18 protein-coding genes are annotated in these 19,312 nt (G+C 63.5%); 12 read left to right on the forward strand and 6 right to left on the reverse strand.

The window, feature by feature from the left end; translation table 11 throughout:
* Window positions 1-302 precede the first annotated feature (302 nt).
* From J7548_RS08380 to J7548_RS08390, 3 genes are read left to right on the forward strand one after another with little or no spacing between them, the layout of a single operon-like run.
* Complete coding sequence (locus J7548_RS08380; RefSeq protein WP_290973071.1) at window positions 303-1,352, forward strand: aromatic ring-hydroxylating dioxygenase subunit alpha; 1,050 nt, start codon at window positions 303-305, stop codon at window positions 1,350-1,352.
* Between the two features lie 10 nt (window positions 1,353-1,362).
* Window positions 1,363-2,325 carry a PDR/VanB family oxidoreductase gene (locus J7548_RS08385; RefSeq protein ID WP_290973073.1) on the forward strand — a complete coding sequence of 321 codons (963 nt, stop codon included), beginning with the start codon at window positions 1,363-1,365 and terminating at the stop codon, window positions 2,323-2,325.
* A gap of 28 nt (window positions 2,326-2,353) precedes the next feature.
* Entirely contained in the window at window positions 2,354-3,538 is a 1,185-nt protein-coding gene (locus J7548_RS08390) for an ABC transporter substrate-binding protein (protein ID WP_290973076.1), read from the forward strand.
* A gap of 78 nt (window positions 3,539-3,616) precedes the next feature.
* Here J7548_RS08390 and J7548_RS08395 read toward each other — a convergent pair whose 3' ends face one another.
* From J7548_RS08395 to pcaH, 4 genes are all read right to left on the reverse strand, one after another.
* Entirely contained in the window at window positions 3,617-4,879 is a 1,263-nt protein-coding gene (locus J7548_RS08395) for an alpha/beta fold hydrolase (RefSeq protein WP_290973078.1), read from the reverse strand.
* Complete coding sequence (gene pcaB / locus J7548_RS08400) at window positions 4,876-6,270, reverse strand: 3-carboxy-cis,cis-muconate cycloisomerase (protein WP_290973083.1); 1,395 nt, start codon at window positions 6,268-6,270, stop codon at window positions 4,876-4,878. The genes J7548_RS08395 and pcaB overlap by 4 nt, the downstream gene beginning before the upstream one ends.
* A 79-nt stretch (window positions 6,271-6,349) precedes the next feature.
* Window positions 6,350-6,868, reverse strand: coding sequence for a protocatechuate 3,4-dioxygenase (locus J7548_RS08405; RefSeq protein WP_290973086.1), 519 nt, complete (start codon window positions 6,866-6,868; stop codon window positions 6,350-6,352).
* A 25-nt stretch (window positions 6,869-6,893) separates the two neighbouring features.
* Window positions 6,894-7,586 carry a protocatechuate 3,4-dioxygenase subunit beta gene (gene pcaH, locus J7548_RS08410; RefSeq protein ID WP_290973088.1) on the reverse strand — a complete coding sequence of 231 codons (693 nt, stop codon included), beginning with the start codon at window positions 7,584-7,586 and terminating at the stop codon, window positions 6,894-6,896.
* Between the two features lie 194 nt (window positions 7,587-7,780).
* Here pcaH and J7548_RS08415 point away from each other — a divergent pair, with 194 nt between their 5' ends.
* Window positions 7,781-8,569, forward strand: coding sequence for an IclR family transcriptional regulator C-terminal domain-containing protein (locus tag J7548_RS08415; RefSeq protein WP_290973091.1), 789 nt, complete (start codon window positions 7,781-7,783; stop codon window positions 8,567-8,569).
* A gap of 38 nt (window positions 8,570-8,607) precedes the next feature.
* Here J7548_RS08415 and J7548_RS08420 read toward each other — a convergent pair whose 3' ends face one another.
* Window positions 8,608-9,375, reverse strand: coding sequence for an IclR family transcriptional regulator C-terminal domain-containing protein (locus J7548_RS08420; RefSeq protein WP_290973095.1), 768 nt, complete (start codon window positions 9,373-9,375; stop codon window positions 8,608-8,610).
* A gap of 140 nt (window positions 9,376-9,515) precedes the next feature.
* Between J7548_RS08420 and shiA the strand changes: the two genes are divergently transcribed.
* The 7 genes from shiA (at window position 9,516) to aroQ (ending at window position 16,874) form a co-directional block, all read left to right on the forward strand.
* Window positions 9,516-10,880, forward strand: a complete 1,365-nt coding sequence (gene shiA, locus J7548_RS08425) for a shikimate transporter (RefSeq protein ID WP_290973098.1) — start codon at window positions 9,516-9,518, stop codon at window positions 10,878-10,880.
* Between the two features lie 27 nt (window positions 10,881-10,907).
* Complete coding sequence (locus J7548_RS08430; RefSeq protein WP_290973101.1) at window positions 10,908-11,792, forward strand: 4-hydroxyphenylpyruvate dioxygenase; 885 nt, start codon at window positions 10,908-10,910, stop codon at window positions 11,790-11,792.
* Window positions 11,789-12,676 carry a sugar phosphate isomerase/epimerase gene (locus J7548_RS08435; protein WP_290973104.1) on the forward strand — a complete coding sequence of 296 codons (888 nt, stop codon included), beginning with the start codon at window positions 11,789-11,791 and terminating at the stop codon, window positions 12,674-12,676. The genes J7548_RS08430 and J7548_RS08435 overlap by 4 nt, the downstream gene beginning before the upstream one ends.
* Window positions 12,677-12,988: 312 nt before the next feature.
* On the forward strand, window positions 12,989-14,299 hold the full coding sequence (locus J7548_RS08440; protein ID WP_290973107.1) for an MFS transporter: 1,311 nt from the start codon (window positions 12,989-12,991) through the stop codon (window positions 14,297-14,299).
* Between the two features lie 28 nt (window positions 14,300-14,327).
* The gene (locus J7548_RS08445; RefSeq protein WP_290973110.1) at window positions 14,328-15,161 is read left to right on the forward strand and encodes a ThiF family adenylyltransferase; all 834 of its coding nucleotides are present in this window, start codon (window positions 14,328-14,330) and stop codon (window positions 15,159-15,161) included.
* 54 nt (window positions 15,162-15,215) lie between these two features.
* Window positions 15,216-16,343, forward strand: a complete 1,128-nt coding sequence (locus J7548_RS08450; RefSeq protein WP_290973113.1) for a porin — start codon at window positions 15,216-15,218, stop codon at window positions 16,341-16,343.
* A gap of 87 nt (window positions 16,344-16,430) precedes the next feature.
* Complete coding sequence (aroQ, locus tag J7548_RS08455; protein ID WP_290973115.1) at window positions 16,431-16,874, forward strand: type II 3-dehydroquinate dehydratase; 444 nt, start codon at window positions 16,431-16,433, stop codon at window positions 16,872-16,874.
* Window positions 16,875-16,889: 15 nt separating this feature from the next.
* Here the strand turns inward: aroQ and J7548_RS08460 are convergent, their stop codons facing one another.
* Window positions 16,890-17,819, reverse strand: a complete 930-nt coding sequence (locus J7548_RS08460) for a helix-turn-helix domain-containing protein (RefSeq protein ID WP_290973118.1) — start codon at window positions 17,817-17,819, stop codon at window positions 16,890-16,892.
* A 145-nt stretch (window positions 17,820-17,964) separates the two neighbouring features.
* Here J7548_RS08460 and J7548_RS08465 point away from each other — a divergent pair, with 145 nt between their 5' ends.
* Window positions 17,965-19,131, forward strand: a complete 1,167-nt coding sequence (locus tag J7548_RS08465) for a 4-hydroxybenzoate 3-monooxygenase (protein ID WP_290973121.1) — start codon at window positions 17,965-17,967, stop codon at window positions 19,129-19,131.
* The last annotated feature ends 181 nt before the right edge of the window (window positions 19,132-19,312 follow it).

The following is a 19,312-nucleotide window of genomic DNA, read 5'->3' on the forward strand; positions in this document are numbered from 1 at the left end:
TGTAGCGCGCGGCCTTGTACCCGTGGCAAGTTTGGTGCGGTGCGCAACAAAAAGTTTGTCGTCCGAGTTTACTTGCGGCGCGGATTGGCGGATACTTTTTCAAACATTCAGTGTACTGAATATTAAATCAAAAAAACAGAGACCCGACAGCATCCGGATCGATCACGGACTGCGGAACAAGAACAGCAAGCATGGCGCGCCGGACATCGGCAGGAGCAGGAAGACGCGTTGTCGCCCGGTGACGGCGACCGTGAGATTCCGATGCGCGCCCATTGAGGAATTCACCCAAGGAGGAGAACGGCATGTTCCCGAAAAATACCTGGTACGTCGCATGTACCCCCGATGAAATCGAAGGCAAGCCGCTGGGTCGCCAGATCTGCGGCGAAAAGATCGTGTTCTACCGCGGCGCCGAAGGGAAAGTGGCGGCGGTGGAAGACTTTTGCCCGCACCGCGGCGCGCCCCTGTCGCTGGGCTTCGTGCGCGACGGCCAGCTGGTGTGCGGATACCACGGCCTGGAGATGGGCTGCGATGGCAAGCCGGTCGGCATGCCCGGCCAGCGCGTGCGCGGTTTTCCGTGCATCCGCAGCTTTCCGGTGGTGGAGCGTTACGGCTTCATCTGGGTCTGGCCGGGCGACAAGGAGTTGGCCGACCCGACGCAGATCCACCACTTCGAATGGGCCGTGAGCCCGGAGTGGGCTTACGGCGGCGGCCTCTATCACATCAATTGCGACTACCGCCTGATGATCGACAACCTGATGGACCTGACCCACGAGACCTATGTCCATGCTTCCAGCATCGGCCAGAAGGAGATCGACGAAGCGCCGGTCAATACCAAGGTCGAGGGCGAGCAGGTGGTCACCAGCCGTTTCATGGAGAACATCATGGCGCCGCCGTTCTGGCGCATGGCCTTGCGCGGCAACGGCCTGGCCGACGACGTGCCGGTGGACCGCTGGCAGATCTGCCGCTTCTCGCCACCCAGCCACGTGATGATCGAGGTCGGCGTGGCGCACGCAGGCAAGGGCGGCTATGACGCCGATCCGCAGCACAAGGCATCGAGCATCGTGGTCGATTTCATCACCCCCGAGACGGAAACCTCGCACTGGTATTTCTGGGGCATGGCGCGCAATTTCCGTCCCGAGGACAAGGAGCTGACCGCCACCATCCGCGAAGGGCAGGGCAAGATCTTCGGCGAAGACCGCCAGATGCTGGAGATGCAGCAGGCCAACCTGCTGAAGCACCCGGAGCGCCGCCTGCTGTCCTTGAACATCGACGCCGGCGGCGTGCAGTCGCGCCGCGTTCTCGACAAATGGCTGGCCAGGGAGGCGCAAGCCTCGTCGGCTCCGGCGGCGTGAAGGAACGGCCATGAGCCAACTGCAAGTCAAGGTCACGGCGCGCCGTGAAGAGGCCGAAGGCATCGTCAGCCTGGAACTGGCGGCGGCCGACGGCAAGCCGCTGCCGCCGTTCTCGGCCGGTTCGCATATCGATGTCCACCTGCCCGGCGGGCTGGTGCGCCAATACTCCTTGTGCAATCCTCCGCATGAAAGCCACCGTTACCAGATCGGCGTGCTGCGCGATCCCAATTCGCGCGGCGGGTCGGCGGCGGTGCATGAGGCCGTGCGGCCTGGCGACGTCATTTCCATCAGCGAACCGCGCAACCATTTCCCGCTGGTGCAGGCGCGGCGCACGCTGCTGCTGGCCGGCGGCATCGGCGTCACGCCCATCCTGTGCATGGCCGAACGGCTGGCTGCGGACGGCGCCGAATTCGACATGCACTATTGCGCGCGTTCCCCGGCGCGCACCGCGTTCCGCGAGCGTATCGCGCAATCGGCGTTCGCCGGCCGCGTTACTTACCACTACGATGATGGCGAGCCCGGGCAGAAGCTCGATCTGACAGGCCTGATTGCCGTCCCCGATGTCGATACGCATATCTATGTCTGCGGGCCGTCCGGCTTTATCGGGCACGTCGTCGACACCGCGAAGGCTATTGGCTGGCCTGCCGCCAACGTGCATTTCGAATACTTTGGCGCGGCGCCTTCCGCAGGCGACAGCGCTGGCGATGCGCCGTTCGACGTCAAGCTGGCCAGCAGCGGCCAGGTGTTCACTGTTCCCGTCGGCCGCACCGTGATCCAGGTGCTGGCCGAGCATGGCGTCGAGTTGCCGGTGTCCTGCGAACAGGGCGTGTGCGGCACTTGCCTCACGCGCGTGCTGGAGGGCGAGCCCGAGCATCGCGACCTCTACCTCACCGACGAGGAACGCGCCGCCAACGACCAGTTCACCCCTTGCTGTTCCCGCGCCAGGAGCGCGTTGCTTGTGCTGGATGTCTGACCCCATAAAAACCAAGAGAGGAGATGCAATGAACGACACCATCAATTCGCGCCGCCGCCATCTGGTGCTGGCCGGCGCCGCCATGGCTGCCGGCGCCATGCCGTTGGCGGCCATGGCAGCCGATCCGGTCAAGGTCGGCCTGATCGTGCCGATGTCCGGCCCGTTCGCTTCCACTGGCCGCCAGATCGAGGCCGCCGTGAAGCTGTACCAGCAGAAATACGGTGACAGCGTGGCCGGGCGCAAGGTCGAGATCCTGCTCAAGGATGATGGCGGCGTTTCTCCCGACGTCACCAAGCGCCTGGCGCAGGAGTTGATCACGCGCGACAAGGCGCAGGTGCTGATGGGTTTCGGCCTGACGCCGCTGGCGCTATCGGCCGCGCCCATCGCCACGCAAGCCAAGGTGCCGATGATCGTCACCGCCGCCGCGACCTCCATCATCCCCCAGCGTTCGCCCTACATCGTGCGCACCGGCTTCACGCTGGCCCAGGTTACCGCGCCGCTGGCCGGCTGGGCGGCGAAGAACGGCATCAAGAGCGTGGTGACCTTCGTCACCGACTACGGCCCGGGGCTGGATGCCGAGAAGGTGTTCGCCAAGACCTTCGGCGAAGCCGGCGGCAAGGTGCTGGAAAGCCTGCGCGTGCCGCTGCGCAATCCCGACTACGCGCCCTTCCTGCAGCGTGTGAAGGATGCCAAGCCGGAAGCCCTGTTCGTTTTCGTGCCTTCGGGCGAAGGCGCGGCCGTGCTCAAGCAATTTACCGAACGCGGCCTGGCGGCCGCGGGCATCCGCCTGATCTGTACCGGCGACGTGCTGGATGACGACCTGATGCCCAGCATCGGCGCCGCCTCCAAGGACGTGGTCAGCAGCCACCACTATTCGGCCGCGCATCCGTCGCCGGCCAACAAGGAATACGTGGAAGGCATCGCCAGGATGAACAAGGGCATGCGCGCCAATTTCCATTCGGTCGGCGCCTATGACGGCATGCACCTGCTGTATGAGGCGTTGAAGAAGACCAATGGCGACACCGACGGCGAAAAACTGCTGGCGGCGATGAAGGGCATGAGCTGGGACAGCGTGCGCGGCCCGGTCAGCATCGATGCGGCCACGCGCGACATCGTGCAGACGGTCTACATGCGCCGCGCCGAGCAGAAGGGCGGCGAGTTCTACAACATCGAGTTCGACAAGGTGGACAAGGTCAGGGATCCTGGCGTCTGAAGCCGGCAAGCGCGGCCTTCAAAAAAAATCCCGGCCTCGCAGCCGGGATTTTTTTTATGCAGGATAGCGCCGGGCGTTTCAGATCTGCGCCAGGAAACGCGTGACCAGTTCGGCAAACGCCTGCGGCTGTTCCACCGCGCTGATGTGCGAAGCGCCGTTGATGACTTCCAGCTGCGCTCCCTCAATGCCATTGGCCAGCGTTTCCGCCATCGCAATGGGTGTGCCCTGGTCCAATTCGCCGGCGATCACCAGCGTGCGTGCCTTGATCTGGCCCAGGCGCGCCGTGGTGTCGACGGTGCCCACGGCATTGCAGCAGCCGATGTAGCCCAGCGCATCGGTGCTGGTCAGGCGTTCGCGGAAGCGCGCCACCGTGGCGGCATGTCCGGCGCGGAAGGCGTCATGGAAGTAGCGGCCCATGACGGCATCGGCGATCGCTTCGATGCCCTGTTCGCGCACCGTGGCGATGCGCTGCTGCCAGGCTTCGCGCGCGGCGTCGGGATAGGCGGAGGTGGTGTTTGCCAGCACCAGCGCACGCACCAGGCCGGGATGGCGCAATGCCAGTTCCTGACCCACCATGCCACCCATCGACAAGCCTACCCACACCACCGGGCCGGTATCGAGTTCGCGCAGCATGCGCGCGGCGTCGTCGGCCAGGTCGGCCATTGAGTACAAGCCATCCGCCTTTTCCGAGCTGCCATGGCCGCGGTGGTCGTAGGCGATTACGCGGCAGTCGGCGGCCAGCTGGTTGGCCAGCCCGTCCCACATCATCAGGTCGGCGCCGATGGCGTGCGAAAGCACGACGGTGTGGCGCGGAGCACGGCCGTTGCGCGGCTCGCGCACGCTGTAGTGCAGCGCAGGGGAAGACGCGGTGCGGCCTTCCTTGCCGATGCCGGGATGGCTGCTGTCGGCCGGGCGCTGCGGCTCGACCTGGTAGCCGATGTCGGCGCTGATTTCGCGCAGGATTTTCTGCGCGTGGGTGAATGCCGTATTGGCCGCCGGCACGCCGGCATAGATGGCGGACTGGATCAGGACTTCCTTCATCTCGTCAGGAGTCAGGCCGGTGCCCTCCTTGCTGGTCAGGCCGGCGCGCACGTGCAGCTCGAACTCTTCCCAGCGGCCCAGCGCGATGGTGATGGCCAGCACGATGATGCGGCGGGTCTTGTGGTCCAGGCCGGGGCGGCCCCAAATCTCGTTCCAGGCGAAGCGGGTGATCAGGTTCTGGAAATCGGCGTTGAAATTGGTGGCGTTGGCGACCGAACGGTCGACCCATTGGTCGCCCAGCACGCTGCGCCGGTTGCGCATGCCGCGTTCGAAATCATGGTCGAGGGGATCGTAGCTCATGCTTGCCTCTTGGTCGTTGTCGGGATGGATTTGAATTGGGTCTGTAATTGCTGCAGTTGATGTTCGGCCAGCCGGCGCGCCGGCCGGGTGGCCAGCACGGGATCGAACAGGGTGCGCAGCGCCGCGATGTCGATTTGCTTGCGCAGGCCGCCGTCGGCTTCCACCGCGGCGACCAGCACCTCGGCCAGATGCTTGCCTTGTTCGACTGTCTGGCGCGTCAGCTTCTCCAGCAGCGCATGCGCGGCGGGGCGGCCGATGGCGCCGGCCAGGTGGATCGAGGCCGATTCCGCGAACACCAGCCCTTGCAGCGCGTCGATGTTGCGCAGCATGCGGACTTCGTCCACTACCAGCCCGGCGAACGCTTCGTTGAGCGCGCGCAGGGCGCCGTGCACGCCCAGGAACAGCGTCGGCCATTCGGCCAGCTCGGCTTGCCAGTTGCCCAGGCCGCGTTCGTGCTGCTGCGCCATCGCGCCCAGCAGCGCCGCCGCCTGGTGCGGCGCGCGCGCGGCCGCGGCCAGGGTGATCATGGAAGACACCGGATTGCGCTTGTGCGGCATGGCCGAGGAACCGCCGCGGCCGTTGCCCGATGGTTCGGCCAGTTCGGCGATCTCGCCTTGCGCCATCAGCGACAGGTCGGTGGCGATCTTGCCCAGGCTGCCGGCCAACACCGCCATTTCGGTGCCGAGCCGCACCCACTCGTCGCGTTGCGTATGCCAGGCGGCGTCAGGGGCTTTCAGGCCGAGCGTATCGGCCATGCGGCGGGCGACCGCCGGGCCGCGTTCGCCCAGCACCGACAGCGTGCCGACCGCGCCGCCCAGCTGCAATTGCAGTGCGCGTTGGCCGAGTTCATGCAATTGCGCGCGCGAGCGCACCAGCGGCGCGGCCCAGCCGGCCAGCTTGAAGCCGAAGCTGGTGACCTGGGCCGGTTGCATCAGGGTGCGCGCCAGCACCGGTGTATCGAGATGGCGTTGCGCCAGGTCCAGCAGTTGCTGCGCCAGCGCGGCCAGTTCGGTGTCGACCAGTTTCATCGCCTCGCGCGTGGCCAGCACCATGGCGGTGTCGAGCACGTCCTGGCTGGTGCTGCCCCAATGCACGTGGGTCGCGGCTTCCTGGCTGTACAGAGCGACCGTGCGGGTCAGTTCCTTGACCAGCGGAATGGCCAGCGCGCCGGCGCGGCGCCCGGCCACGATCAGGGCCGGGATGTCATACAGCTGCGCCTTGCAGACGCTGGCGATGGCGCGCGCGGCGGCCTCGGGAATCACGCCCTCGGCGGCCTCGGCCTCGGCCAGCGCTTCTTCGAAGCGGAACATGGCTTGCACGATGGTCTCGTCGTCGAAGACCTTGATCATCTCCGAGGTGGTGAGGAAGCTGTCGAATATCGAAACGCTCATGGAAACTCCACAGGGTGAAACGCTGAAGGGATCCGGCAGGCGCAAACCTGCGGATCCCGCGATGGCTGTGTTGCAGCGATCAGGTGTAGTCGAAGAATACCGTTTCGCGTTCGCCTTGCATGTGGATGTTCCACAGGTAGCTGCCATCGGCCTGCTTGCGCGCGATCAGCGTGCCGCGGCGCTCGGCCGGCACCTGTTCCAGCAGGGCCGACTGCGCCAGCGCCGGGTCGTCTTCCAGGAACACCGCGGTGAACTGGTGCTTGACCAGGCCGCGCGCGAATACCGTCACGTAAGCCACCGGTTGGCCGGCCGGCGCCTGCGGCTGAGAGATCGAGAAAGTGAAAGCGCCGTTCTCGTCGGTCGGCACGCGGCGATAGCCGGGGATGGCGTGCGCGGATTCGGCCGCGGCGCTGCCGGGCAGCCAGGCCTCGGCCCAGGCGTCGTTGATGGGGATGCCGTCGCCGTCGATGATGGCGCCGTGCACGCGTACCTGCGGCGCCGCGCTGTCGACGCCGGCGGTGAGTTTCACGGCCCAGGCCCAGGCTTCATGCGGGAACGGACCGATGGTTTGCGAAGTGGTGATGTCGAGCTTGCTCATGCTGTATCCCTTGTTACCTGGTTGTTCAGAGGCCCATCGGCGTGGCGTTGCGGCCGCGCAGGACGATGTCGAATTCGTAGCCGAGCATCTTGTCGTCCACCGTTTCTTCCAGCGAGAAGCGCGAGATCAGGCGCTGGCGGGCCGCCACGTCGCTGATGCTCTGGAAGATCGGGTCGTAGTCGAACAGCGGGTCGCTGGGGAAGTACATCTGCGTGACCAGGCGCTGCGCGTAGACGTTGCCGAACAGCGAGAAGTGGATGTGCGCCGGGCGCCATGCCTTGTGGTGGTTGCCCCAGGGGTACGGGCCGGGCTTGATGGTGACGAAGCGGTAGCGGCCGTCGCCGTCGGTGAGCATCTTGCCGAAGCCGGTGAAGTTGGGATCCAGCGGCGCGTCGTGCTGGTCCTTTTTGTGCCAGTAGCGGCCGGCGGCGTTGCATTGCCAGACTTCCAGCAGCGAGTCGCGCACCGGCTTGCCGTCCTCGTCGAGCACGCGGCCGGTGACGACGATCTTTTCGCCCAGCGGTTCGCCCGCGCCTTGCTTGGTCAGGTCCATGTCGTGCGGCAGGATCAGCTTGGGCGAGGCGAACAGGTTGGTGCCGGTGGCCGCGGCGTCGCGCACGCGCAGCGGGGCTTGCGTCGGGCCGCGCTTGACGGTGGATTTGTAGGGGGGATAGATCAGGTCCGGATAGACGCCGGGTGCGATGGCATCGAATTGCATGAGGTCTCCTCTCTTAGCTGGTTTGACGGTTCGGCGGATGGCGCAGCAGCGCTTGTGCGATCTGCGCGCCGTCTTTCGGGGTGAGCTGATCTTAGGCAAGCGAAACCGGGCTAACAAGGGCGGAGCAGTGCACAATATTCGGTATTCGCCCGTATTGTGCGAGAATCGCACAAATCCTTGTTTTTCTGTGTGCCATGCATTCAATCGATGAAGATGCCGAAGCCGGCGAGCCGCTCAAACGCGACCTGGTGGCGGGGCTGGAGAAGGGACTGCAGGTGATCGAGGCGTTCGACCAGGAGCGTTCGCGCCTGACCATCGCCGAAGTCGCGCAATTGACGGGGCTCACGCGCGCCGCGGCGCGCCGTTACCTGATCACGCTGACCCACCTGGGGTATATGCGGCATGACAACAAGACCTTTTCGCTCACGCCGACGGTATTGCGGCTGGGCCAGTCCTACCTGCATTCGGCGCGCCTGCCGCGCATCGTGCAGCCGTTGCTGTACCGGCTGGCCTATTCGCTGGGCGAGGCCGCCTCCTGCGGCGTACTCGACCATGACCAACTGGTCTGCGTAGCCGCGGTCAGCGCCGGGCAACTGGTATCGACCACGCTGCAGCCGGGCACCCGCGTGCCGGCCTACTGCACCGCCAATGGACGCATGCTGCTGGCCAGCCTGCCGCATGCGGAGATGCTGGATATCCTGTCCCGCACGCAAGCCGAAGCCATTACGACCCACACCATCACCGACCGCGACCGGCTGGCGCTGGAAATCGCCCGCGCGCGCGAGCAGGGCTATGCGCTGGTGGACCAGGAGCTGGAGCTGGGCTTGCGCACCATGTCGGTGCCGGTGCGCAATTTCCGCGGCGAGGTGGTGGCGGCGATGAACATCAGCGTGCATGCCGCCCGCATGAAGCTGGAAGACATGGTCGAACGCTGCCTGCCGGCGATGCTGAAGATCCAGGTCGAGCTTGGGGCGTTGTTATAAGTACCTGTTAAAAACCTGGAGCCCGGGCGGGCTCCTGGTCAGAGATAGGAAATCAGCGTATTGGCGATTTCCTGGAACACCGGCAGCACTCTCGCCACGGCCGCTTCCTTTTTCTCGTTGAGCATGGGCAGGCTGACGCTCATGGCCGCCACCACCTTGCCGCTGCGATTCTTCAAGGGCACGGCGATGCCCCGCACCCCTACTTGCAATTGCTGTTCGAGCACGGCGTAGCCGGCGGCCCTGGCTTTTTCGATCTCGGCATGGATCAGGCCGGCATCGAGCAGGGTATGGGGCGTGAAGCTGTTGAATTCCAGGCTGCCGAGGCGCGCCTGGATCTCCTCTTCTGGCAGCGCCGCCAGCATGGCGATGCCGGGCGACACCAGATGCGCCGGCACCCGGGCGCCCAAGACGAATCCGGTGGTCATCAGCCGCGTGACGCCGTTCTTGGCGATGAATACCAGATCGTGGTTGTCGAGCACGCTGACATAGACAGACTCGTTGATGGCCGCCGAGGCGCGCTGCAGGAAGGGCAGCAGCAGGCGCGGCAGCGCGGCGGAGTCGAAATACGACCAGCCCACTTTCAAGACGCGCGGCGTCAGGCCGTAGTGCCGGCCATCGCTGTACAGGTAGCCCAGGTGTTCGAGAGTCAGCAGGTAGCGCCGCGCCGCCGATAAGGTCAGGCCGCTGCGTTCGGCGGCCTGGGTGGCCGTCATGCGGGGATGCTGGTTGTCGAAGCTTTCGAGAATGGCGAGCCCGCGTTCCAGGCCGGCGATCCAGTCGCGTTTCTTCAGTTCGCTCTTCGTCATGGTGGAGTGCAAAAATAGTGCGTTAGTCGCTCGTTTGATGCGTTTATCGCACGTATTTTATGATTCGTCTATGGCTTTCCGTCCACGCGCTCCCTAAAATCTGCTCCACATAACGCATAAATAATCTCACCGGAGACATCATGGACGACACGAAAGTATCGGCGGCACAAGCGGATGGCCGCCGTTCGCAGCGCGCAAAGAAGGCTGCCTGGGGCAGCTTCGTCGGCGCGGTGGTCGATTGGTACGATTTCCTGCTGTACGGCATCACCGCCGCCCTGGTATTCAATAGCCAGTTCTTCCCCAGCGACAATCCTTCGCTTGGCACGCTGGCCGCATTCGGCACCTTCGGCGTCGGCTTCCTGTTCCGCCCGCTGGGCGGCATCGTCTTCGGCCATTTCGGCGACCGCCTCGGCCGCAAGCGCATGCTGGTCATTACCGTCGTCATGATGGGCGTGTCCACGGCGCTGATCGGCCTGTTGCCCACGTATGCGCAGATCGGCTGGTATGCGCCGCTGGCCCTGGTCGTGCTGCGCGCCTTGCAAGGCTTCGCGGTAGGAGGGGAATGGGGCGGCGCCGCGCTGATGGCGGTCGAATCGGCGCCTGTCGGCAAGAAGGCGTTCTACAGCAGCGGTGTGCAGGTGGGCTATGGCGTCGGGCTGGTGCTGGCCACCGGTATCGTTTCCCTGCTCATGCGCACGATGAGCAACGACAGCTTCATGGCCTGGGGCTGGCGCATTCCCTTCCTGGTGAGCGTGGCGCTGGTGCTGATCGCGCTGTGGATCCGCACCACCATGGAAGAGTCGGAAGAGTTCGTCAGCAAGGTGATGGCGGTCAAGGAAAAGAAGGAGCGCTTCCCGGTCCTGACCGCGCTGCGCAAGAACCCCAGGAGCTTCCTGCTGATCGTGGCGATGCGCATGGCCGAGATGTTTACGATGTATATCGTGACGGCCTTCGCGCTTTCGTATTCGACCAGGAACCTCGGCATGCCGCGCGAGTTCTTCCTCAACATCAGCCTGCTGGTGGGGGTGGTCAGCTGCGTCACCATTCCCTTGTTCGCCTATGCCGCCGACCGCGTCGGGCAAAAGAAGATCTATCTGATCGGCGCCGTGATCGGCCTGGCGTCTTCCATCCCGTTCTTCATGGCCATGGAGGCGCGCTCGGTACTGTGGATCGTGGTGTTCTCGGTGCTGCTGGCCAATATCGCGCACGACATGATCGTCAGCGTGCAGCAGCCTTTGTTCACCGAATTCTTCGGCGCGGAATACCGCTACAGCGGCGCCGGCGTCGGTTACCAGTTCGCCAGCGTGGTGTGCGGCGGCTTCACGCCGTTCATCGCGACCTTCTTGCTGGACGCCTCGGGCTCGTGGCATGCTGTAGCGGCCTATCTGGCCGGCGGCTGCCTGCTGTCGGTGGTGGTGGCCGCGCGCATGAAGATGGGCAGCGGCGCCGGTCAAAGCCATGGCGACAGCTACGCGGCGCGCAAATCCGTCGAATCGACTACCTGATATTTCACCAACTAAGGAACGGCTGTCATGCTTAACCAGGAAAAAAATCCGGAACCGAAAAATCCCTTGGGCATTTCGGGCATCGAGTTCATCGAATACGCGACCTCCGAGCCCCTGGCGCTGGGCAGCCTGCTGGAGCAGATGGGCTTTGTCGCCACTTCGCGCCACCGTTCCCGCGAAGTGACGCTGTACCGGCAAGGGCCGATGAACGTGATCGTCAATGCCGACCCCGGCGCCTTGTCGCATTCCAGCCGGGATGCCCAGTCCACCGTGGTCAGCGCCATCGCCTTGCGCGTGCGCGATGCGGATGCGGCCTACCGCCACGCGATCGACCAGGGCGCATGGGCGATCCAGACCCGCGCCGGCGTGATGGAGCTGAACATTCCCGGCGTGCATGGCGCGGGCGAGTCGATCATCTACTTCGTCGACCGCTGTGATGACTTCTCCATCTACGACGTTGACTTCAAGCCCATCGCCAATGCGCCACAGCATCCCGATGCCATCGCCGGCATGCACTTCTTTGGCGTGGTGCAAACCATCGGCGCCGGGCGCCTGCCGGAATGGATCGATTTCTACCAGCAACTGATGGAGTTCCGTCCGTTGCCGGAAGGCCGCTATTTCGGCGTCATGCAAAAGGGCACGATACTGGAAAGCCCCTGCAAGACGTTCTACCTGCAACTGGTCGAACCGCCTGACGATGCGGTGGTGCCGAGCTGGAGTGAGCAGCTGGTGCGCGTGGGCCTGGGTACGCCGGATGTGCTGGCGGCGGTGAAAGCCTTGTCGGCCCGCGGCATCGTGTTCGTCGACCGCGAACCTATCGTGGTCAGCGAGAAAGGCGCGCTGACGCAGCTGTACAAAGGCGGCATCAGCTTCGAACTGGTCATCAGCAATGCCAAGGAGGGCGCACGGTGAACCTCGGCAATTTCGGAATGGACACGATCAGCCTGGCCGGGACGCTGGAGTCCAAGTTGGCTGCGTCGAAGTCGGTGGGTTTCTCGCAGATCATGCTGTGGGCCAAGGACCTGGCCGGATACCCGGGCGGCCTGGAGGCCGCGGTCAAGGTGGTCAAGGACAGCGGGGTGCGGGTTACCGGCATCCAGGTGATGCGCGACTTCGAAGCGCTCAGCGGCCCCTTGCACGAATACAAGCTGGACATCGCCAAGAACCTGCTGCTGCTGTGCAAGGCGGTCGGAGCGCCTTTGCTGATGGTGTGCTCGACCACCTCCAGCCATGCCAGCGACGACATCAACCTGGTGGCCAGGCACCTGGCCAAGCTGGCGACCCTGGCCGTTCCGCTGGGCGTGAAGGTCGGGTTTGAAGCCTTGTCCTGGGGGCGTCACATCAACCAGTACCCGCAATCCTGGGAAGCCGTGGCGCTTGCCGACCATGCCAACCTGGGCGTGGTGCTCGATTCTTTCCATATCTTCGCCAACAACGGCGACCTGGATAACCTGGACGATATTCCCAGCGAAAAGATCGCCATGGTGCAGTTGTCCGACTATATGTGGCGCGAGATCCGCAGTCCGGAGGAGCGCCTTGAGACCGCGCGCCACTTGCGCGTTTTTCCCGGCGAAGGCACCCATTCGGCGGAGCTGTCGGAAATGCTCAACCGCCTGGACCGCGCCGGTTACCGGGGCGACTACAGTTTCGAGGTGTTCAACGACGACTACCTGCAACTGCCGCCGGAAATCGTCGCCCAGCGCGCCTATCGCAGCGCCAAGTGGGTGACGGACCAGGTGCTGCGGCGCAGCCTGAATGTGCGTGAGCGGCGCACGAGCCTGGCCGGTATTCAATAAGCGGTTTCACAGCGTAAAAGGCGACCATGGCGGCTGTCATGGTCGCCTTTTTGCGTTTTTGCCGGATGTTCCCGTTGGCCTCCCTCCTGTGCCGCTTGCCGGCATCGTCTCTTCTCCTGTTCCGACATGCGATGGCCTTGGGGCGGATTTGGCAATCGATGGGCTATTGGTCGATAATCGCTTGAAACGAGCGATTATCGAACGTTTTTAAGAATTTGCCGATGGCATTCGCACATGCTTGTCGTTAGGCTTGCCAACAACACATAAAAATAAAAACCAAGAATTCAAAAACAATCATTCAGGAGACTGACAATGAGCCAATCTGCTGCAGGCGCATTCGGCGCTGCAAAATCCACCAAGCGTACCCGCGTGCGTTTCGTCATCCTGGCCTTGCTGGCCATCGGTACCTTGATCAACTACCTGGACCGCACCGTGCTGGGCATCGCGGCGCCGGTCATGACCAAGGAATTGGGCATCGATGCCGCGATCATGGGGCTGGTGTTTTCCGCGTTTTCCTGGACGTATGCGGTCGCGCAGATTCCGGGCGGCGTGTTCCTCGACCGCTTCGGCAGCAAGCTGACCTATTTCCTGGCGCTGACATTCTGGTCGCTGTTTACGCTGTTGCAGGGGCTGGCGGTCGGCGTCAAATCCTTGCTGCTGTTCCGCTTCTGCCTGGGCGTGAGCGAGGCGCCTTGCTTCCCGACCAACAGCCGCGTGGTCAGCACCTGGTTCCCGCAGCACGAGCGCGCCCGCGCCACCGGCATCTATACGGTGGGCGAATACCTGGGCCTGGCCTGCTTTGCCCCGGCCCTTTTCTGGCTCATGGGCAACTTCGGCTGGCGCACCTTGTTTGTCGTGGTCGGGCTGGTCGGCATCGGCTTCGGCATCGTCTGGTGGATGATGTACCGCGAACCGGACCAATCCAAGAGTGTCAACCAGGCCGAGCTGGACTATATCGCCGCCGGCGGCGGCCTGGAAAAGCGCAGCGAGAAAGCCACCCCGTTCTCCTGGAGCAATGTCGGCAAGCTGATGAGCGTGCGCCAGATCTGGGGCGCCGCCATCGGCCAGTTCGCCGGCAACACCACGCTGGTCTTCTTCCTCACCTGGTTCCCGACCTATCTGGCGACGGAACGCCACATGGGCTGGCTCAAGGTCGGTTTCTTCTCCATCATGCCCTTCCTGGCGGCGGCAGTAGGCGTCATGTTCGGCGGCTGGATCTCGGATTGGCTGCTCAAGCGCACCGGATCTGCCAGCCTCGCGCGCAAGGCGCCGATCATCTTCGGCCTGCTGGCGGCTTCGACCATCATCGGCGCCAACTACGCCAGCAGCGATGCGGTCGTGATCGCCATCCTGTCGTTCGCCTTCTTCGGCCAGGGCATGGTCGGCCTGGGCTGGACGCTGATTTCCGACGTCGCACCGAAGAACCTGATGGGCCTGACCGGCGGCATCTTCAATACCTGCTCCAACCTGGCCGGCATCGTCACGCCGCTGGTGATCGGCTTCATCATCAGCGCCACCGGTTCGTTCTTCTACGCGCTGGCCTACATCGCCGCCGCCGCCTTGCTGGGCGTGATCTCCTACGTGTTCGTGGTGGGCGAGGTCAAGCGTGTCGAAATCGACTGATACACATCGAAACTGAACTGGACTGCATATGATCGACGGTAAAACCCTGCTCATCGCCCACCTGGGCTTTCCGACCGAAAGCTTCAAGGCGCCGATGATTTACAACCCCTGGTTCGAGCAACAAGGCATCAATGCCGTGGTGGTGCCCATGGGGGTCAAGCCGGAGAACTACACATCCACGCTGGCATCGCTGTTCAAGATGAGCAACATCCGCGGTGCCCTGGTGACCATGCCGCACAAGGTCACTACCGTCGGCCTGGTCGACGAGGTCTCGCCGGCCGGCCGCATCGCCGGCGCCTGCAACGCCATCTTGCTGCGCCCCGACGGCACCCTGCTGGGCGACCAGTTCGACGGCGCCGGCTTCGTGCGCGGCGTGCAGCGCAAGGGCTTGCAACTGGATGGCACGCGCGTGCTGGTTTCCGGCAGCGGCGGCGTGGGTTCGGCGATTGCGGCGTCGCTGGCGGCAGCCGGCGTCGGCGAGATGCAGCTGTTCGATACCAATGCGGCATCGGCGCAGGCATTGGCCGGGCGCCTGCAAGAACACTATCCCAAGCTGCAGGTGCGTATCGGATCGAATGATCCAGCCGGCTACGACCTGGTCGTCAACGCCACCCCCCTGGGCATGCAGGACGGCGATCCGCTGCCGTTCGATGTCAGCCGCATTGCGCCGCAGACCTTTGTCGGCGATGTCGTCATGAAGCAGGAAATCACGCCATTGCTGGCCGCGGCGCAGGCCAAGGGCTGCCGCATCCAGGTCGGCACCGACATGCTGTTCGAAATGATTCCGGCCTATCTGGAGTTTTTCGGTTTCGGCACGGCATCTCCCGAGCAGCTGCGCGCGGTCGCGAAAATCAAATACTGATCAGCGTTATTCACTGATCACTGATAAATAAATCTATAAACGAGGAGGCAACACATGAAGAAAAAAGTCATCACCATGCTGGCGCTGGCCGGATGTTCGGTCGGCGCATATGCGCAATCCAATACCAACGTGACCATCTACGGTACGGTGGACCAATACCTGGGCTATATCCACAGCAACAGCGGCAAGAGCGTAATCGGCGTGAACGACGGCGCGATCCTGCGCAGCCGCCTTGGCTTCCGTGGCGCTGAAGATCTGGGCGGCGGCTACCAGACCACGTTTACCCTGGAGCAAGGTTTCGGCGCCAACACCGGCGCGCTGGGGGATTCCACCCGCCTGTTCGACCGCCAGGCCTGGGTCGGCCTGAGCACGCCTTACGGCGAAGTCCGCATCGGCCGCCAGAATACCGAAATCCAGCAAATCGGCGGCGCCATCGATTACACCGAACGCACCACCTTCGGTTCGATCGTCAACACCTTCGGCGTGCCCTCGCGCTATGACAACGACATCTCCTTCAAGACCAAGCGCGTAGCCGGTTTCCAGGGCGCGGCGCACCTGGCGTTGGGCGAGCAGCCCGGCGGCGGCATTTCGCAAAGCGCGGTCTACCAGCTGGCGCTGGACTACACCAACGGCCCGTACCGGGCCGGCTATGCGGGCCTGATGGCCAGCCCGGCGCCGAGCGGCGCGGTGAGCGAGAAGATCAAGTACCACAACCTGTACGCCGACTACGACTACGGGCACGGCAAGATCTATCTGGCCTATGTGCGCAGCAACAACATCACCGCCAACAGCAGCGGGCTGACGGCGGCGGCGATCCTGAGCAACACGGCCGCCACCGGCAACGTCTTCAACGGTACCGATGCCAACGCCCTGCGCTACTTCAACATCTATCAGCTCTCGGCGGACTACCGCATCAGCGCCAACCTGCGCGTGGGCACCTTGTATGGCGTGATCAGGGACACCAGCGGCAGCAATGCCGGCGCCAAGGGCGGCAACGTTGGCGCGTATTACGACCTGTCCAAGCGCACCACCTTGTACGGCTTTGCCAACTACATGAAGAACGACAGCGGAGCGGGCTATCGCTTCAGCGGTTCGGCCGGCCCGACGGCGAACCTGAGCGGCGATGACGTCAACGGCAGGACGCTGATCGGTTTGCAGATGGGCATTCTGCATCGCTTCTAAATCGCACCGGCTCAACCCCGATTGCGCTGCCGGCAGATGGCTTGCCGGCGGCGCTTATGCTTTTTGCTTCAGGATTCAATATTCAATATGAAAATCTTAGTGCTGCATGGCATCAACCTGAACATGTTCGGCAAACGCGATCCGGCCCAGTACGGTACGTTGACGCTGGCCCAGATCAATGAGCAGTTGCAGGCGCTCGGCGCCGAACTGGGGGCGCAAGTCGAGTGCTTCCAGACCAATCACGAAGGCGCCATGTGCGAGCGGATCCATGCCGCCCACGGCGAGGAGATCGATGCGGTGCTGATCAACGCCGGCGCCTGGACGCACTACAGCTACGGCATCCGCGATGCGCTGGCGATCCTGTCGGTGCCGATCGTGGAGTTGCACATGTCGCATGTGCATGCGCGCGAAGCCTTCCGCCATGTCTCGGTATTTGCCGATATCGTCCGTGGACAGATTTCCGGGTTTGGCGGGGAGAGTTACTTGCTGGCGCTGCGGGCGGCGGTCAAGCTGGCGCAGGGCAAGCCATAAGACCGTCCCGATCGTTCATGGCGCGGCCGCTGCTTCGTCGAGCACGTTGGTGCGCCGGTATTGCTTGGGCGTGACGCCCATGTGGCGCTTGAACAGGCGGCTGAAGTAGGCCGGATCCTGGAAGCCCAGTTCATAGGCGATGGTCGATACGCCCGACGGCACATAAGTCAGCTTGCGGCAGGCTTCCAGGATCAGCCGCTGCTGGGCGAAGTCGAAGGCCGATTGGCCGGCCAGTTTCAGGCACAGGCGGTTGAGGCGGCTGGGCGTGACGCGCAGCTTGTCGGCATAGACGCCGACCTGCCATTGTTCCTTGAAGTGTTCCTCCACCAGTGCGCGAAAACGGCTGAACAGTTCGAATTCGCCGCGTCCCGACAATTCGGCCGAGCGGTGGTCCGCTTCCAGCCGCACCAGCAGCAGCATCACGCTGCGCGCCAGCCATTCCAGCATCAGCGTGTGCCCGGCGCGGGGCGATGCCGACTCTGCGATCAGCAGCCGCAGCACGGTTTCCATACGTTCGCGCAACTCCGGCACGCGCGCCAGGTCGATCGCCATCGGCCGCAGGAACAATGGGGAAAAGATATCGCTGTGGGCATTGTCCCCGCCCAGCGAAAACACGATGTGCGGATCTACCGTCAGCACGAAGCCGACCGCCTCTTCCGAGAAATCGAAGCCGTGCACCACCGACGGATGGATGGTGATCACCACCGGTCCGTCGTGCTCCCAGAGCTGGTCTTCCATCAGCGCATTGACATGGCCGGACATTAAAAAAAGTACCTGAAAAAGGCCGGCGTGCGTATGCGGTGAAATATGCCAGTCGTGTACGCGGCTGCGCGTCTCGATCAATTCGATGTGCACCGGCTCCGCGTTGTCGGGACGGGAAGCCTCGCCATAGAGCGAAAATTGCGGTACGTCGCGGGTCTTGGGTTTGCTTCTTGCCGTTGGCATGTCGTCTCCGTCGAAGCGGTCTTGTGTTTTTTATGGATGTAAAAATAGTACAAGTATTTGGCGGGATCATCCATTTTTTATTTGGGGCGCCGCGTCTACCATGCATCCATACCAAGAACGATCAAACCAACATGGAGACCACGCAATGCGTACCCAAGTAGCCATCATCGGCGCCGGCCCGGCCGGCCTTTTGCTTTCCCACCTGTTGCACCTGAAAGGCATCGAATCGGTCGTGCTGGAAAGCCGCAGCCGCGAAGAGATCGAAGCCACCATCCGCGCCGGCGTGCTGGAGCAGGGCACGATGGATATCCTCACCGAGGCCGGCGTGGGCGAACGGATGAAAAAGGAAGGCGCGTTGCACCACGGCATCGAACTCTCCTTCGGCGGCCGCCGCCATCGCATCGACTTGACCGAGCTGACCGGCAAGGCCATTACCGTCTATGCCCAGCATGAGGTGATCAAGGACCTTGTGGCGGCGCGTCTGGCGGCGCAGGGCAGCATTCTGTTCGGCGTGAGCGAGGTGCAGCCGCAGGGCATCGATACCGAAAATCCATCGGTGAGCTTCATGCATGCCGGAGAAAAGCGTACGCTGCAGGCCGATTTCGTGGCCGGCTGCGACGGCTTCCACGGCGTCTCGCGCCCGGCCGTTCCGGAATCGGTGCGCCAGGACTACCAGCGCATCTATCCGTTCGGCTGGTTCGGTATCTTGGTGGAATCAGCACCGTCTTCCGATGAACTGATCTATGCGCAACATGAACGCGGTTTTGCCCTGGTCAGCACGCGCTCGCTGACGGTGCAGCGCTTGTACTTCCAGTGCGACCCCAAGGACAGCGTCGACAACTGGTCGGACGACCGCATCTGGAACGAGCTGCATACCCGGCTGGAAAACAGCGACGGCTGGCGCGTGAAGGAAGGCAGGATCTTCCAGAAAGGCATCATCGGCATGCGCAGCTTCGTCTCGACGCCGATGCAGCACGGCCGCCTGTTCCTGGCCGGCGATGCGGCGCACATCGTGCCGCCTACCGGCGCCAAGGGCATGAACCTGGCAGTGGGCGACGTCAAGCTGCTGTCCCAGGCGATCGAGGCGTTCTATCGCAAATCGAGCGGCGAGCAGTTGGCGGCGTACACGGAAAATGCCTTGAAACGCGTTTGGCGCGCCGAGTATTTCTCGTGGTGGATGACCAGCATGCTGCACACGTTCGCGGATGCTTCGCCGTTCCAGCAGCAACTCCAGCGCGCCGAGCTGGAGAACGTGGTCAATTCGCGGGCATTGTCGACTGCGCTGGCGGAGAACTACGTAGGCGCGTTCTAAGTATAGGTTGCGGAATGTGTATCCCCTGTAGTCCAGGAAAGCCTGCGGGATCCAGACCTTGGCAGATTTGCGCGGGAAACGCCTGGCCATCAACAGCGGCACGACCCATATCAAGCCGCCATCGCCAAGGTAACGAATTCGCCGAACCCGGCGGATTATGCAGCGATTCCGAAAGAGCAGC

Source organism: Herbaspirillum sp., assembly GCF_017744395.1.
GTDB lineage: Bacteria > Pseudomonadota > Gammaproteobacteria > Burkholderiales > Burkholderiaceae_D > Herbaspirillum.

What these genes read in the sequence shown, in the direction of transcription:
- J7548_RS08380 (WP_290973071.1), top strand. Translation starts at nt 303, where the DNA reads ATGTTCCCGAAAAATACCTGGTACGTCGCATGTACCCCCGATGAAATC.
- J7548_RS08385 (WP_290973073.1), top strand. Translation starts at nt 1,363, where the DNA reads ATGAGCCAACTGCAAGTCAAGGTCACGGCGCGCCGTGAAGAGGCCGAA.
- J7548_RS08390 (WP_290973076.1), top strand. Translation starts at nt 2,354, where the DNA reads ATGAACGACACCATCAATTCGCGCCGCCGCCATCTGGTGCTGGCCGGC.
- J7548_RS08395 (WP_290973078.1), bottom strand. Translation starts at nt 4,879, where the DNA reads ATGAGCTACGATCCCCTCGACCATGATTTCGAACGCGGCATGCGCAAC.
- pcaB (WP_290973083.1), bottom strand. Translation starts at nt 6,270, where the DNA reads ATGAGCGTTTCGATATTCGACAGCTTCCTCACCACCTCGGAGATGATC.
- J7548_RS08405 (WP_290973086.1), bottom strand. Translation starts at nt 6,868, where the DNA reads ATGAGCAAGCTCGACATCACCACTTCGCAAACCATCGGTCCGTTCCCG.
- pcaH (WP_290973088.1), bottom strand. Translation starts at nt 7,586, where the DNA reads ATGCAATTCGATGCCATCGCACCCGGCGTCTATCCGGACCTGATCTAT.
- J7548_RS08415 (WP_290973091.1), top strand. Translation starts at nt 7,781, where the DNA reads ATGCATTCAATCGATGAAGATGCCGAAGCCGGCGAGCCGCTCAAACGC.
- J7548_RS08420 (WP_290973095.1), bottom strand. Translation starts at nt 9,375, where the DNA reads ATGACGAAGAGCGAACTGAAGAAACGCGACTGGATCGCCGGCCTGGAA.
- shiA (WP_290973098.1), top strand. Translation starts at nt 9,516, where the DNA reads ATGGACGACACGAAAGTATCGGCGGCACAAGCGGATGGCCGCCGTTCG.
- J7548_RS08430 (WP_290973101.1), top strand. Translation starts at nt 10,908, where the DNA reads ATGCTTAACCAGGAAAAAAATCCGGAACCGAAAAATCCCTTGGGCATT.
- J7548_RS08440 (WP_290973107.1), top strand. Translation starts at nt 12,989, where the DNA reads ATGAGCCAATCTGCTGCAGGCGCATTCGGCGCTGCAAAATCCACCAAG.
- J7548_RS08445 (WP_290973110.1), top strand. Translation starts at nt 14,328, where the DNA reads ATGATCGACGGTAAAACCCTGCTCATCGCCCACCTGGGCTTTCCGACC.
- J7548_RS08450 (WP_290973113.1), top strand. Translation starts at nt 15,216, where the DNA reads ATGAAGAAAAAAGTCATCACCATGCTGGCGCTGGCCGGATGTTCGGTC.
- aroQ (WP_290973115.1), top strand. Translation starts at nt 16,431, where the DNA reads ATGAAAATCTTAGTGCTGCATGGCATCAACCTGAACATGTTCGGCAAA.
- J7548_RS08460 (WP_290973118.1), bottom strand. Translation starts at nt 17,819, where the DNA reads ATGCCAACGGCAAGAAGCAAACCCAAGACCCGCGACGTACCGCAATTT.
- J7548_RS08465 (WP_290973121.1), top strand. Translation starts at nt 17,965, where the DNA reads ATGCGTACCCAAGTAGCCATCATCGGCGCCGGCCCGGCCGGCCTTTTG.